Source organism: Flavobacterium sp., assembly GCF_040382755.1.
Taxonomy (GTDB): Bacteria; Bacteroidota; Bacteroidia; order Flavobacteriales; family Flavobacteriaceae; genus Flavobacterium.
In genome coordinates this window covers 1-15,744 of the sequence record NZ_JBEIET010000008.1, presented here as the reverse complement: position 1 = coordinate 15,744, position 15,744 = coordinate 1, and the positions used below count along the sequence as shown (strand labels likewise).

Sequence of the window (15,744 nt, the reverse complement as noted above, 5' to 3'; positions counted from 1 at the left end):
AAAATTATATGAAACTTATATCTATTGTATTACTATTGATTTTTAATACAACTTATTCACAAAGTAAAAAAGAGCAGATTCAATCTCTAAATTTTAAAATTGATAGTTTAAATAATGTTATAAAAAATAACAATCTTAGTTTCAATGAAGAGGTAAATAATCTAAAAAAAGAAAATTTACAGCTTTCAAACGCTATATCGAAAGACAAAATAACTTTTGAAGAAAAAATTAGTAGTGTTAATGATTCTCTTTCACTATTAAAAAATATTAATAAAAATTTGAATGCTAAAATAAGTAAGCAGAAAGATTTAATTGAATTATTTAATGACGCATATACAATAGAAAATAGAGATTTTGACGTTTATAAAGACTCTAAATTATTTTCACAATTGTTATTTATAAGTATAATTTATAGAAATATTAAATTCGAAAAGGACTTTTCAACAAATCGATATGGAATAGTTTATGGAAATAGGTTCATCCATTCTATTATTTCTGATTCAGATAAATTAATATTTGGTAATGAGGTTATGAAATATCTAAAATATTATTTTGAAAATTTTTCTACAAATCCAAACGAATATTTAAAATTAGAGAATGAGAATATTTATGATTTAATTTATAGTGAATTAATCCAATCAAAAATTGCATTTGAACCACATAAAATTGAAAATATGTCAGACTACCATAATAGCTACTATAGATACTTCGGAAAAAATGATATAAAAAATATATTAGGTAGTATTAGGCAACCAACAAATAATAATGTAAAGTTAAATTTTCAATAATTTTTTTATCGCTTTTTATGCTTCATATTATTGAAACATTAAACTCTTTTTTTTCAAGGAGTTGTAAATATAGTAGATGTTTTATTATAAATATCGGTCACAATAAATAATATACAATCAAGTATTTAGAAAAACTCTTTTTCTAATAAACAAAAAACTATGGAAAGAAAAGTAAAAAAAAGCATATTTTGAGTTTACTATTAGAATAAAATTAATTTTAAAAAAAGTTGAGTCCAGAAACAACTATAAAAACGGGGCGTAACTGAAAAGCCTTACGAGTAGGAAAAAATATAAATTTATTAAAATATGAAAATTAATATAGCAATACTAATGATAAGCATTTTAGCTATTTCATGTGGAAAAAAAGAAAATTCAGACCAATCGACAACTGATACATCAGTTTCTGTACAAAAAGTTACATTTTCTGAAGCAGAAACATTCATGCAAGAAAGATGTAATACTATTAACCAAACTTTAATGAAGAAAAAAACAGTAACTCTAAATGGAACAAAATTATATATGTTTATGTCAGTTGCAGAAGATGGGCAAGCTTGTATTAGTAGTATTTCAGAAAATAAACTTGAAGTGTTAGCTGCAGATTGTGGTGAAGTATATATGAAAATTGAACAATGGAATAACGTGAACTAATAACTAAAAATATGAAACTACTTAAATTAACAGCAATATTGCTAATTTCTTTTTTCTCAATCACCTTGTGTCAAGCTCAAAAAGCTAAAACAACTATTCCTAAAATTGAAAGCAAATATATTGGGAACTGGTCAAACGATAATACAGATTTATTTTACATAAGTATGGGGCATGTTGAAGTTACATACAATTCAATTACTTATTATAGTGGCGAATTTGCGGAAAATTTAAATTATAAAATTGAGGGTGATAAAATTTTACTTTTTTATAATGGAATTGAAGGAGCGCAAAGATGGAATTCCAACCCAAAAGAAGATGCCAAACCAAAATGTAAAACACAAATAGGGTATATTACTAAAGAAGGTGATTCGATAGTTTTAAATATACAGAACGATGTTTGTGGTCAATTGCCAAATGGGAAGCATATTTTAGGAAAACAAACCGAAGAATAAAATAACATTTAAAAATAAATAAAATGAAGAAAGTACTATTATTGACTGTGTTGCTTTTTAGCACCTACATGAATGCACAATGGAAGTTTGATGAAAAAAAAACTAATGAAATGGATTTAGGTAGAAACTTCTATACTTGTAAAATTGGAAGTATAGAGATAGAAAAAATTACAGAAGAATCATCGTCATATATTGATTTTGAAACAACGGGTGGCCTAATTGAAATGTATAGACGCAATCTTGATAGGGGTGCCGGAGGTGATGGGTTTTTTATAAATACAAAAGGTATATTAGATGAAGTAATTAGAAATCCAGAAAAAAAATACACAGTTAGTATTATATTTACAGATGGTACAATAATTAAAGATAACAAAGCAATTCATTCTGTAACAGAAGCGGATCCTGAGAATGGCTTTCCAAGTTCTAATTATGTTGAAGCTATTTTTAATAAATCTGTTTTTATTTTTTTAAGAGATAAGCTAATTAAAGAAATAATAATTGATAAGCAACATATTGCTGTCGTCAATGCTAAAGACATAAAGAAAGCTGCTGGTATTGTTTGGTATAATGCCAAACCTTGATTTATTAATCGTACGTTAAATAAAAAACAGTCGTTTTAAAAAGTGGGAGTTTTAGTCTTTTTTTAGAAACCTTGCAGTAAAAATACAAATAAAGCTCAAAAATATATATTTTTGAGCTTTATTTTTTTAAAATGAGTTTAAAGTTTACGAAGCAATCTCCAAGCGTTTCAATAAATTTTTGCTTAATGTATTTTCAGCATACGTTTTAGTTACTTGCAATACTTTGTCTTCCGAACTTGGTAATTCATACATCGCATCGGTTAAAATGGCTTCACATAAACTACGCAAACCACGAGCGCCTAATTTGTATTCCAACGCTTTATCTACAATAAAGTTTAAGGCATCATCGTCTATGGTAAAGGCAACTTCATCCATTTCAAATAATTTCTGATATTGTTTTATTAAGGCGTTTTTTGGCTCTGTTAAAATGGCACGTAACGTTTTAGCATCCAACGGATCCATATGCGATAAAACTGGCATACGCCCAATTATTTCAGGAATTAAACCGAATTCTTTTACATCACGAGGAATAATATATTGCAATAAATTATCGGCATCTACTTTATCTAATTCTTTAGACGCACTAAATCCCATCGCTTGACGGTTTAAACGTTTTGAAATAATACGTTCCACACCATCAAAAGCACCACCTGCAATAAATAAAATATTTTGTGTATTCACCTCAACAAATTTTTGGTCGGGATGTTTTCTACCTCCTTTTGGTGGCACATTTACAATAGAGCCTTCTAATAGTTTTAGTAATGCTTGTTGCACACCTTCTCCAGAGACATCTCTTGTGATTGAAGGGTTGTCGCTTTTACGAGCAATTTTATCAATTTCGTCAATAAAAACAATACCTCTTTCCGCTTTAGCCACATCGTAATCAGCAGCTTGTAGCAAACGGGTTAAGATACTTTCTACATCCTCACCTACATAACCTGCTTCTGTTAAAATGGTAGCATCTACTATTGCTAAAGGTACGTTTAACATTTTTGCAATGGTTTTTGCTACTAATGTTTTTCCTGTTCCGGTTTGCCCTACAATTAAAATATTACTCTTTTCAATTTCTACATCGTCGTCTGTCACTTTTTGAGACAATCTTTTGTAGTGATTATATACAGCAACGCTTAATACTTTTTTGGTTTGTTCTTGCCCAATTACATATTCGTTTAAAAAGGCATTTATTTCTTTTGGTTTACGCAATATTAAATCGCCAAAAGCTTCAGAATCTGTTGTTCCTTTTAGCTCTTCTACTACTATTCCGTGTGCTTGCTCTATACATTTTTCGCAAATATGCGAATCAATACCTGCGATTAATAAACTTGTTTCTGGCTTTTTTCTACCACAAAACGAACATTCTAATACTTCTTTTGCCATTATTTTGGGTGTTGGGTGTTGGGTGTTGGGTGTTGGGTGTTAGGTGTTGGGTGTTAGGTGTTGGGTAACAACTTTCAAAATGTTTATACCCATTACTCAAACCCTTATTCCCTTAACCTTTTACCCTTAACCTTTTACCTATTCATTATCTTCTCAATACTTCATCAATCATTCCGTATTCTTTTGCTTCATCGGCAATCATCCAATAGTCGCGTTCACTATCTTTAAATACTTTTTCAATAGGTTGTTTCGAGTGTGAAGAGATGATTTGATATAATTCATCTTTCAATTTCAACATTTCTCTTAAGTTAATTTCCATATCGGTAGCCACTCCAGAAGCACCTCCAGATGGTTGGTGAATCATTACACGAGAATGAGGTAATGCCGAACGTTTTCCTTCAGCACCTGCACACAATAAAACCGCTCCCATAGAAGCCGCCATTCCAGTACAAATTGTCGCTACATCAGGTTTAATGTATTGCATAGTATCATAAATACCTAATCCTGCATATACACTTCCACCTGGCGAATTGATATAAATTTGAATGTCTTTAGAAGCATCAACGCTTTCTAAAAACAACAATTGTGCTTGAATAATATTTGCCATATAATCGTCTACACCGGTTCCCATAAAGATGATTCTGTCCATCATTAAACGAGAAAACACATCTAATTGTGAGATGTTTAATTGACGTTCTTCAATAATATATGGTGTTAAACTGCCTACTAATTTATCGTAATACAAACTGTTTACTCCGTGTTTTTTTGTGGCAAATTTTTTAAATTCTTTTCCGTAGTTCATTTTAAATTGTATTTAAAAGGTTATGATTTTAAATATAAAAACGTCAAACCAAAATGATTTGACGTTCAAATATACTAATTTTTATGAATATTACATTTCGCCGTACATCGCTTTAACAAAATCTTGGTAATTCACTTCTTTTTCAGTAGCTTTTACACTTGTTTTGTACAAGTCGATCATTTTTAAACTCAAAACTTGGTCAGATATACGTTTAATTTCTTCTTGATTCGACATTACTCTTGAAACAATTCCATCTACTTCTGCATCTGTAGCATTGGCTTGACCAAATTGTGCCATTTGTTGTCTTATTAATCCTGAAGTAAAATCTTTTAATTCTTCAAATCTAACTTGTAAATTATGTTGAATAAAGATTTTAGATTCAATTAATTGGTAACGTAATCCTCTTTCTGATTTTGCAAATTCCGCTTCTGCTTGTTCAGGAGTTAAAGGAGTTTCGCCAATAGTTTGAATCCATTTTTTTAAGAAAGTTTCTGGTAAATCAAATTGAGTAGTTTCTAATAAGGCTTCTGTTACATCATTTAAAAACTTTTGATCTGCCTGCTGTACAAATTGTTGTTCCGCATCTTCTTTAATTCTTGCTTTTAAACCTTCTAAAGTAGTTACTTCTCCATTTGGAAATAATTTTGCGAATAATTCGTCATTAATTTCCGCTTTTTCAATAGATTGAATGGCATCGATAGTAAAATTAACTTCGATATCTAAACCGTGAACGTCATCGTGAGCTACTTTCAAATAATCCATTAATTGGTGGTCGTCATTAAACAAACCTTTCGTTTTTAACGTAACAACATCGCCAACTTTTTTTCCAATAAATTGTTTACCCGTTTTAGCATCTGCAAAAATATCTAAACTAATTAAAGCTTGGTTGCTGATATTTTTTTCTTCGTTTGAAAACGTTCCGTTTATTTCAAAACCTTTTTTAACTTCAGTTTCCGTTAAAATTTTACCGTATTGCTTTTGAATTCTTTCAACTTGCTCGTTTAATAAGGTATCGTCAGCAATAATTTTATATCTCGTTACGCCTGAAGCTCTTGCTAAATCTACAGAGAATTCTGGTGCTAAACCTAATTCGTATTCAAAAACCAATTCGTCTGCTTTCCAATCAAAGTTTTCATTAGTTCGAGGTAATGCGTTACCTAACAAATCTAATTTTTCTTTCGCAATATAATCAGCTAAACCTTTGTTTACTAATTTAGAAACTTCTTCAATGATTGCTGGTTTTTCAAACTGTTTTCTTACTACATCCATCGGTGTTTTACCTTTTCTAAAACCTGGTAATGTAGCTGTTTTTCTTTTTACTTCTAAAAAATTTTCAATTTTTTCAGTATATTCATATTTACCAATTGTAATTTTTACAACGGCGTTTAATGCGTCAATGTGTTCTTTTCTAATGTTCATTTTTATTGATTTTTTGAAGTATAAATATGGGTTGCAAAATTATATAATTTTTGCAACCCATACAAGTTTTTAATTTACAGAATTTTACAATTACTTATTGTTTTTTTTCTGTGAAAATTTTATTTAAAATATATTGACTTACGGATAATAAAACACTGAAAACTAGTGCTTGTAAGAATGTCATAGCAATTCCATCAATAAAATAATCGGCTATTTTTACAATACTGGCATTAATAACCAATAAAAACAAACCCAAAGACATAATTGTTACTGGAATGGCAAGAATTTTTAATATCGGTTTTAAAAAGGTATTTAATAGTGATAAGACTACTGCCATGAATATTGCTGTAGAATAGTTGGTAATTTCAATTTTTAGAAAATACGAAATAACAAGTATTAATAGTGTTGAAATAAGTAATTTGATAAGATAGTTTTTCATTTTTATGTAATTGATTTATGCGTTTTTATTTAAGATGTAAATATAAAAAAATAGGCATCATTAATGATGCCTATTTAGAAATTATTTAAAACTAACTTAGTTCGTTGGTAAAATACTGATACCTGGGAAATAAGTAGGGTTGTGTAATGGTAAATTTGATTTGTATTTTGCGTTTATCGTTTTGATAATTTCATTAGCAATTACCGCATAACCACGTGCATTTGGATGTACACCATCTAAAGAAAATAACACTTGACCTTCTGTACCAGAACCACTAAAATAGTTAGCTGTATAAATTGAATTAGTTTCAATTTGTAAACCTGTAATTAATTTATTCATAACAGCATTCATATCTGCTACTGCTAAATTTTTAGAAGCAGCAATTGCTACAATTGAATTGTTGTACGCTGTAGTAGCTGCTGCTACCTTAGCTCTTTCTGTTGATGTTAATACCCATCTGTTTGCCATTGGGAAAGTAACACCATTTATATTAATTCCTGCAGGTGCTGCTGAATTTGTTGAACCAATAACAGATGAAGCTGGTAATACAACCAAATCAGCTGATGTTGCTTGACGTGCTTTACCAAAAACCGCACCAAATGCTGCTGCAGTAGTAGCACCTAAAGTTGGAGTTAATGCTCCTGTAATCTGTGCGCTTCTGTCTGTAGCATCCGCATCATTAATTAATATAGGATTAGCAGCAGTAGCTGTTAATGGGTTTATACGATTTGGCTCGCCTAAAGCAGTAAAAATTGCATCTAACGGACCGTATAATTGAGTGTTTAGTGCATTAATATTAGTAGCACCCCCTAAAGCAGTTGGAGAAAGTGGTGCAAAAGGCACTGTAGTAAAATAAGGAATCGAAGTTACACTTGGAATCGTACAAACTACTCCTTTTGCTCCGTTTATTGTTAATGTATTAATAATGTTAGTATACACATTATTGAAAACACCACTATTTGTAATATCATTAAAACCATAAGTAGCTGGATTTAAATTTCCAGTTGCATTATGATCTACTGCTGGTGTTACACCATTAGCTTGAGCGCCACCTGCAGTAGCATAAGCTAATACATCATTAGCACCAATCCAATTGGTAAAAAATGTTGGGTTTTTTGTCATAGCGTCTGCTAAAACTGTTGCTGTAGCCGAAGTAGCATGTCTTACAAAATATGGATTTGCTGTTCCAGTTAATAAACCCGCTTGACTTCCATATCCTGGAGCTGCTAAATGAAATGATTTTGCACCTGGCACACCCATATTATTATATGCTTTAGCTTGAGGTGTTAAGGTAACTGTTGATGTACCTGCTATTGGTTCTGGTCTATTTTGAGACGCATCAATAACCAATCTATTACCAAAACCTGGAACACCCGCAATACCACCTAAATTATTTACATCTTCTGTAAATGAAGGTTGTGTAAAAGCTCCTCCACCAACTAAAGCGAATTGTTGTGCTAATAAATTTGGATAAGAATAGGTTTGTCCTACTCTAGAAACGGTTCCATCCATATAACCTGCAGTAAGTGAATTACCTACTGCTACATATCTTGTAAAATCAGCTTCACCTGAGGTATAAGCAGCATTTACTTCATTTTCAAATTCTGGTTCACAACCTGCAAATCCAATTGCTAAAGCTGCTACTAGTATAAATTTATTTTTCATTTTTGAATATATTTTAAAATTAGAAACCGTAAGTTATACCAATACCTGGTGAAAATACAGATGATTTATATGTACCTCCGAAAGAAGTTGTTCCATTATTAGTTGTTGGGTCATCAAAATAATCATAAGAATTATTAACTTCATCAAAATGTAAATATAAGAATGACATATCAATTCCTAATTTACTGTTTATTTGATACGTTAATCCTCCTGTGTAACCAACAGAATCGTTACGCGGCGTTTCTGGAGCGAAATACCCTCTTTGAACAGGGCTTTCATCTATATAAAATCCACCTCTTAAAGTAAACTTTTCAGATGATTTATATTGTGCTCCAAAACGATAAGTACTTGCGTCCTTATAATTTCTTGGGTTGATTGAAGTAGCTAAGCCATTGTTAAATTGAACATCTAAAGACTTATATACACTCCATTTTGTATAGTTGTAATCAAAAGCAAACAACCATTTATCAGAAGCTTTGTATGAAATACCTGTGGTAAATTCAGCTGGTAATGGTAAATCTGCATTAAAAGTGGTATTAGTAAAAGAAGCTGCAGCAATAGTTGGTACATCAGCAAATTCTGCAGAACCTCCTCGTGCTTCCATAATAATTTCCGAGCGGTAATCCATACCTAAAATTACTTTTTTAGACAATTTGAACATCATACCTACATTATATCCAGAAGCTGAAATTCCAGTAGCGTCTAAAGTAACGTCTGTACCACTTCCATTATTAGATAAAAGAGGATTCGGCGTTAAATTTCTGTTGAAGTTTACACTTCCTTGTACAAAAATTGGACCCCCTCCAATACTAAATACATCTCCTACTTTGAACGAAACAGTTGGCTGAATAAAAATTGCCGCTAAATCAATGTTATTTACTAAATGTGCTCCTGCCCAGTCTTGATCCCAAGCTACAGAAGAACCATAAGGTGTATACACTGCTAAACCTGCAGAAACCCAGTCATTAATTTTGTAGGTTGCATATAAACTAAAAGGTGTTCCCAAATTGTCTGTTGCTGCCGTTTGATTAAACTGTGAACTTTGAAATCTTGTTTTAGCCAATAATGCATTTCCACCTACTGATAAGTTGAATTTTTTGTCTAAGAATGACATCCCTGCAGGGTTAAAAAACGCCACCTCTGCACTATTAACAACTGCTACTCCGGTATGTCCCATCGCTAGTTGTTTCTGACCTTGAATAGAAACTCTATACCCTCCTGCAAACATAGAAGCAGTAGCCAAGGTAAGTAATGATAAAGAAAATAATTTTCTCATAATTAAAATTTAGTTAGTATTTATTTATATAATTTATTCAAAATTAACATTATTTATGAAATTGACAATTTTTTTAATAAAAATATTATGCATACATAATATTCGTTATACAAATTTTTCAACTTCATAATAAAATGCAGTAGGATTTTCAGCATGTAACCAATGCCCAGCATTTTGTATTGTTTTTATAACAGCTAATGGGAAATGATGTAAAATTGTTTCAAAATCTGAATCTAAAATATAATCTGATTTTTCTCCTCGAAGGAATAATGCTGGCTTATCAAAATGATTTTCAAATGGAAGTGCCGTGCCGATTTCAGATATTTTCTCATTAAAAACAAGTAAATTAAATCGAAAACCTAATTCTTCTGGAGTTTTCCAATATACATTTTTTAATAAAAACTGTTTCGTACCAAAATCTGAAATATATTTTGAAACAATTTCATCAACTTCACTTCTATTTGGTTTTTTTGAAAAATCAACTGCGTTTAATGCTTCTAAAATACTTTGATGATGTGGTGCGTAATATTTCGGACCAATATCAGCAATAATTAATTTTTCAACATATTCTGGATATGTTGTCGCAAATAACATAGCAATTTTTCCGCCCATTGAATGCCCTAACAATGTAATATTTTGTAAATTATGAAAATCTATATACGCTTTTACATCTTCCACCATAATTTCATAATTAAACTCATCTGAATGAAAACTTTTACCATGATTTCGCATATCTAACAAATGGATTTGATAACCCAATTGCACAAATTGCAAACCCAACGTTTTCCAATTATCTGACATCCCTAAAAATCCATGAATAATTATAAACGGCTTTCCCTCGCCTTCTATTTTTGAGTATAACATTTTTTTTGGTTAAAAGTTTTATTAATTTAAGGTTCCTGAATTATATAGTTGGCTTCGAGTACCTCAGCCAACTTTGAGTTAGGCGTTCGAAGTAAACGGTGACTGAGGTACTCGAAGTCACTTTTTACTTCAACTTATTCAAATACATATTTACTACGTTATCCAATCCAAGATATAAAGATTCCGAAATCAGAGCATGTCCAATCGAAACTTCTAATAAATTTGGAATATTGTCTTTAAAAAATTTAATATTATCTAAACTTAAGTCGTGCCCAGCATTAATTCCTAAATTTAATTCATTTGCTCTGATGGCAGCTTTTATAAATGGTTCAATTGCTGAATGATTTCCTAAACTGTATTGATGCGCAAAACTTTCTGTATATAATTCAATTCTATCTGCACCTGTTTTTTTAGCGCCTTCTACCATATTCTCATTCGCATCTACAAAAATAGACGTTCTAATGCCATTACGTTGAAATTCTTGGATGACTTCCGTAAGATAATCCTTATGTTTTATCGTGTCCCAACCTGCATTTGAGGTAATTGCCCCAATAGCATCCGGAACTAAAGTTACCTGATCGGGTTTACATTCTAAAACTAAATCAATAAAATTATGTTGCGGATTACCTTCTATATTATATTCTGTGTAGACAACATTTTTTAAATCTCTTGCATCTTGATAGGTAATATGTCGTTCATCTGGCCGTGGATGAATGGTAATTCCATTCGCTCCAAATTTTTGAATATCTTTTGCCACTTGCAACAAATCAGGAACATTTCCACCTCGAGCATTTCTTAGGGTTGCAATTTTATTGATATTAACCGATAACTTTGTCATAATTGAATTAAATTTGTACAAAATTACAAACAAAAATAGACTATTTTGTATTTTTTACTTAATTTGCAATAGTTTTGAACTTAGATACATGGATAAAATTACAGATTTTATAAACAATCAATACAAACCCCTTCAAGTTAACGATTTTATTGCTGATGCAACGCATTTATTTTTAGATGTTCCATATTCTCATTTTCCAATTTTAGAACAAGATGTTTTTTTAGGATCTATATCTAAAGAAGATGCTGATATTTTTTTAAGTACAGATAGTATAAGTGATCATAAATATAATTTGAATCGTTTTTTTGTTCGAAACGATATGAATTGGTTTGATGTTTTAGAAGAATTTTCAAAAAATCACACCAATCTTTTACCTGTTTTAGACGATAAAAATAATTATTTAGGTTTTTATGAACTTGACGATGTGCTACATTTTTTTAACGAAACCACATTTGTAAAAGAAGACGGAAGTACCATTGTTGTTGAAAAAGAAACTGCTGATTTTTCATTTAGTCAAATTTGTCAAATTGTAGAAAGTAATAATGCTAAGATTTTAGGTGTTTTTATTTCAAATAATTCAGCAACAAAAACCGAAATAACGTTAAAAATTTCGCAAAGTAATTTTAATGAAATCATACAAACATTTAGAAGGTACAATTACACTATTTTATCTGAACATCAAGAAGATGCTTATCTTGCCGATTTAAAAGATCGCTCGGATTATTTAAACAAATATTTAAATATATAAAAATTCACAAATGAAAATAGCTGTATTTGGTCAATATTATCAAAACAACACCCATTCTATAGTAGAAAAAGTAGTGGCTTTTTTAGAGCAGAATAATATTGAAATTTGTTTTTATAAAATTTTTTACGACAAATTAATTGAAAATGAAGTGTCGTTATCAGAATATAGTACATTTGATTCTCACGAATGTTTGAAAGATAATTTTGATTATTTAATTAGTATTGGTGGCGATGGAACTATTTTACGAGCTGCCACTTTTGTAAGAAACTACAATCTACCAATTATAGGAATTAACGCAGGAAGATTGGGGTTTTTAGCGACTATTCAGGAAGAAAATATCGAAAAACTTTTAACACGTGTGGTGGCAAATGATTTTTGTATTTCGAAAAGGACTTTAGTTAGTTTACACGCACATCCTGAAAATATTGATTTAGAAGATATTAATTTTGCTTTAAACGAAATTACGGTTTCGCGTAAAGATACCACTTCGATGATTACGATTGAAACCTATATTAATAATGAATATCTAAATTCGTATTGGGCAGATGGATTAATTATTTCAACACCAACAGGTTCAACAGGATATTCGCTTAGTTGTGGAGGACCTGTAATTATGCCTACATCAAATTGTTTTGTAATTACACCTATTGCACCGCATAATTTAACGGCTAGACCTTTAATTATTCCTGACGATTCTGAATTAACTTTAAAAATAAAGGGAAGAGAAGAACAATATTTAGTTTCTTTAGATTCGAGAATCACTTCGGTTTCAAACGAAACTACTTTAACTGTTAAAAAATCAGACTTTTTCATTTCAATAATTGAATTTCCAGAAGAAGGCTTCTTAAGAACCATCCGAAAAAAATTACTTTGGGGAGAAGACAAAAGGAATTAACACACGATTTTTCATTTTTTTGCGTTATTAAATCAAGTTAATCATCAAAAAAACTTGGTTTAAGATGGTTAGTACATCAATATTATTATATTTGCAAACTATTAAAAAAATGAAAAGATTTTTATTAAATATTATAGGCGTATTATTCTGCATTACTTCGTTCGGACAAATACACGAATTAGGGGTTTTTGTAGGTGGTAGTAATTATATTGGAGACGTAGGAAAACCAACCTATTTGTCACCAAATGATATGGCGTTAGGGGTTTTATACAAATGGAATAAAAGCACAAGACATTCTTGGCGTTTTTCATATAAAATGGCATCAATTACAGCAAAAGACATCGAAAGTAATGCGCCAAATAGAAAATATAGAGGTTTTGATATAAAAAATAATATTAAAGAACTATCTGCAGGGTTAGAATTTAATTTTTTGGATTTCGATTTACATCAATCTGATTATGTATTTACACCCTATGTATATTCAGGAATTTCAGCATTTGTTTATGATGAAATTTATGTAATTGGCACGGAAAGCAAAACAGATTATCAACATTATTCGTTTGCCATACCAATGGTTTTTGGAATAAAATCTAAACTAACTAATAAATTGGTAATTGGATTAGAAACAGGGGCAAGATATACATTTACAGATAATTTAGATGGAAGCAACCCGGAAAATAAAAATTTGGAAGATTTAAAATTCGGAAATTTAAACAATAAAGATTGGTATATTTTTACTGGATTTACATTAACATACACATTTGGTAAAAACCCGTGCTTTTGCCCACATGAATAGAATGATAAAAGAAATAGATAAAAATAATTTACCAAAACATTTAGCCATCATTATGGATGGCAATGGTCGTTGGGCAAAAAAACAAGGAATGCTTCGCGTATTTGGTCACGAAAAAGGGACTAAATCTGTGAAACAAACTGTTGAAAATTGTGCCAAATTAGGTATAGAATTTTTAACACTTTATGCTTTTTCAACAGAAAATTGGAACCGACCAAAAATAGAAGTAGACACGTTAATGAAATTATTAGTTAGCGCGTTAAAAAAAGAATTAAAAACATTACAAAACAATAATATTAAACTTAATGCGATTGGTAATTTAGATTATTTACCATCGGGAGTTAGAAAAGAATTAGTCGAAGTTATTGAAAAAACGCAGGAAAATAGTAGAATGACATTAACTCTAGCGTTAAGTTATGGCGCAAGAGATGAAATCATAAATGCTGTTAAAATAATTTCCGAAAAAGTTAAAAATAATATAATTTCGGTAGATGCTATTGAAGAATCAATTATAAATCAGCATCTTTACACACAGAATATGCCAGATGTTGACTTAGTTATAAGAACAAGTGGCGAACACAGGATTAGTAATTTCCTTTTATGGCAAATTGCATATGCTGAATTTTATTTTACAGACGTGCTTTGGCCAGACTTCAATGAAGAAGAATTGCATAAAGCGCTATTAAGTTATCAAAAAAGAGAAAGAAGATTTGGAAAAACTAGCGAACAAATTAGATAAATTGACAATGTTTAAAAACAGAATAGTAATTTTATTTATCCTATTATTAATAGGAAATACTATAAATGCTCAAGAAATAACCTTAGAAAAAGGAAAAGAATACATCCTTTCTGGTGTGGAAGTTACCGGAAAAGTTTCTTTTAACGAACAAACTGTTATTACATTTACCGGACTTGAAATAGGAAGTAAAATCAGAATTCCAGGGGAAGAAATTAGTTTAGCCATTACCAAGCTATGGAAATTAGGCCTTTTTAATGACGTAAACTTTTACGTTAAAAAAATTGAAGGAGAATCAATTTTCCTTGAATTAGAATTATATGAACTACCAAAACTTAATGAAATAAAAATTAAAGGAATAAAAAAAGGTAAAAAAGAAGATATTATTAAAGAAACAGAACTAAATAAAGGTAAAGTTGTAAATGATAATCTACTTACAAATACCAAAAATTATATAGAAAACAAATTTAAAAAAGACGGATTTTATAATACAAAAGTAACTATAAATACACTTGCCGATTCTACGAATACAAATGTAGATATGGTAATTTTTATTGATAAAGGAGAAAAAGTAAAAATTAGTGCAATTAACTTTGTGGGTAATGAACAATTAGTTGACAAAAAATTAAAAAAATCATTCAAAAATACCAAAGAAAAGAAAATATATAGAATTTTTAAAGCTTCTAAATTTGTTAAAGACAAATACAAAGAAGATTTAGAGTCAGTTGTTACAAAATACAAAGAAAAAGGATATAGAGACGCTAGAGTAGTTAGCGAAAATGTAGTTTATGATAAAGAAAAAAATAAAATTAACATTGATGTAAATATTGAAGAAGGAAAAAAATATTACTTTGGAGATATTCGATTTTTAGGAAATACCGTGTATTCAGATCAAGCTTTAAATTCCATCTTAGGGATAAAAAGAGGTGAAATATATAACGGCGTTATGTTAGAAAAAAGAATTGCCGACAAAACTTCTCCAGATGCAGAAGATGTTACAAATTTATATCAAAATAACGGATATTTATGGTCAAATATCAATCCTGTTGAAGTAAAAACTGAAAACGACACCATCGATTTTGAAATAAGAATTACGGAAGGACCAATCGCGTATTTTAATAATATTACAGTTAAAGGAAATGACAAAACCAACGATAAAGTAATTTATAGAGAATTAAGAACACGTCCAGGAGAAAAATGGAATAAAGATTTAGTTATTCGTTCTGTTCGTGAATTAGGACAATTGGGATTTTTTGATGCAGAAGCCATTCGTCCAGAGCCTGTAAATATGGATCCAGCTGCTGGAACTGTAGATTTAGATTGGACTCTAGTAGAAAAAGGTTCAAGTCAAGTAGAATTACAAGGAGGTTACGGTGCTGGAGGATTCATAGGAACTTTAGGATTATCGTTTAATAATTTTTCT

17 protein-coding genes are annotated in these 15,744 nt (G+C 30.2%); 9 read left to right on the top strand and 8 right to left on the bottom strand.

The window, feature by feature from the left end; translation table 11 throughout:
• The first annotated feature begins 8 nt into the window (after positions 1-8).
• From ABWO04_RS01745 to ABWO04_RS01730, 4 genes are all read left to right on the top strand, one after another.
• On the top strand, positions 9-788 hold the full coding sequence (locus tag ABWO04_RS01745) for a hypothetical protein (RefSeq protein WP_353076768.1): 780 nt from the start codon (positions 9-11) through the stop codon (positions 786-788).
• Positions 789-1,094: 306 nt separating this feature from the next.
• Positions 1,095-1,436, top strand: a complete 342-nt coding sequence (locus ABWO04_RS01740) for a hypothetical protein (protein ID WP_353076766.1) — start codon at positions 1,095-1,097, stop codon at positions 1,434-1,436.
• A gap of 11 nt (positions 1,437-1,447) precedes the next feature.
• Positions 1,448-1,888, top strand: coding sequence for a hypothetical protein (locus tag ABWO04_RS01735; RefSeq protein ID WP_353076764.1), 441 nt, complete (start codon positions 1,448-1,450; stop codon positions 1,886-1,888).
• 23 nt (positions 1,889-1,911) lie between these two features.
• Positions 1,912-2,469, top strand: a complete 558-nt coding sequence (locus ABWO04_RS01730) for a hypothetical protein (RefSeq protein ID WP_353076763.1) — start codon at positions 1,912-1,914, stop codon at positions 2,467-2,469.
• 144 nt (positions 2,470-2,613) lie between these two features.
• On the opposite strand, the gene clpX is transcribed toward ABWO04_RS01730, so the two are convergent.
• From clpX to ABWO04_RS01690, 8 genes are all read right to left on the bottom strand, one after another.
• Positions 2,614-3,846 carry an ATP-dependent Clp protease ATP-binding subunit ClpX gene (gene clpX / locus ABWO04_RS01725; protein WP_353076761.1) on the bottom strand — a complete coding sequence of 411 codons (1,233 nt, stop codon included), beginning with the start codon at positions 3,844-3,846 and terminating at the stop codon, positions 2,614-2,616.
• A 145-nt stretch (positions 3,847-3,991) separates the two neighbouring features.
• Entirely contained in the window at positions 3,992-4,648 is a 657-nt protein-coding gene (clpP, locus tag ABWO04_RS01720) for an ATP-dependent Clp endopeptidase proteolytic subunit ClpP (RefSeq protein WP_291242415.1), read from the bottom strand.
• Between the two features lie 90 nt (positions 4,649-4,738).
• On the bottom strand, positions 4,739-6,067 hold the full coding sequence (locus ABWO04_RS01715) for a trigger factor (protein ID WP_353076759.1): 1,329 nt from the start codon (positions 6,065-6,067) through the stop codon (positions 4,739-4,741).
• Between the two features lie 94 nt (positions 6,068-6,161).
• On the bottom strand, positions 6,162-6,506 hold the full coding sequence (locus tag ABWO04_RS01710) for a phage holin family protein (protein WP_353076757.1): 345 nt from the start codon (positions 6,504-6,506) through the stop codon (positions 6,162-6,164).
• A gap of 96 nt (positions 6,507-6,602) precedes the next feature.
• Entirely contained in the window at positions 6,603-8,171 is a 1,569-nt protein-coding gene (locus ABWO04_RS01705; protein WP_353076756.1) for an SGNH/GDSL hydrolase family protein, read from the bottom strand.
• 19 nt (positions 8,172-8,190) lie between these two features.
• Positions 8,191-9,447: an OmpP1/FadL family transporter gene (locus tag ABWO04_RS01700; protein ID WP_353076754.1), complete on the bottom strand. Its 1,257-nt coding sequence runs from the start codon at positions 9,445-9,447 to the stop codon at positions 8,191-8,193.
• Between the two features lie 105 nt (positions 9,448-9,552).
• On the bottom strand, positions 9,553-10,311 hold the full coding sequence (locus tag ABWO04_RS01695; protein WP_353076753.1) for an alpha/beta fold hydrolase: 759 nt from the start codon (positions 10,309-10,311) through the stop codon (positions 9,553-9,555).
• A 124-nt stretch (positions 10,312-10,435) separates the two neighbouring features.
• Positions 10,436-11,149: a pyridoxine 5'-phosphate synthase gene (locus tag ABWO04_RS01690; RefSeq protein ID WP_353076751.1), complete on the bottom strand. Its 714-nt coding sequence runs from the start codon at positions 11,147-11,149 to the stop codon at positions 10,436-10,438.
• Between the two features lie 88 nt (positions 11,150-11,237).
• Here ABWO04_RS01690 and ABWO04_RS01685 point away from each other — a divergent pair, with 88 nt between their 5' ends.
• From ABWO04_RS01685 to ABWO04_RS01665, 5 genes are all read left to right on the top strand, one after another.
• Positions 11,238-11,897, top strand: coding sequence for a CBS domain-containing protein (locus ABWO04_RS01685; protein ID WP_353076750.1), 660 nt, complete (start codon positions 11,238-11,240; stop codon positions 11,895-11,897).
• A 10-nt stretch (positions 11,898-11,907) separates the two neighbouring features.
• Entirely contained in the window at positions 11,908-12,792 is an 885-nt protein-coding gene (locus ABWO04_RS01680; protein ID WP_353076748.1) for an NAD kinase, read from the top strand.
• Between the two features lie 109 nt (positions 12,793-12,901).
• Positions 12,902-13,588 (top strand): type IX secretion system protein PorG, encoded by a 687-nt coding sequence (gene porG, locus ABWO04_RS01675; RefSeq protein ID WP_353076746.1) that lies wholly within the window; start codon positions 12,902-12,904, stop codon positions 13,586-13,588.
• Between the two features lies 1 nt (position 13,589).
• On the top strand, positions 13,590-14,324 hold the full coding sequence (uppS, locus tag ABWO04_RS01670) for an undecaprenyl pyrophosphate synthase (protein ID WP_502903958.1): 735 nt from the start codon (positions 13,590-13,592) through the stop codon (positions 14,322-14,324).
• 7 nt (positions 14,325-14,331) lie between these two features.
• Positions 14,332-15,744, top strand: a 1,413-nt coding sequence (locus ABWO04_RS01665) for a BamA/OMP85 family outer membrane protein (RefSeq protein ID WP_502903959.1), incomplete at its 3' end; no start/stop codon positions are given.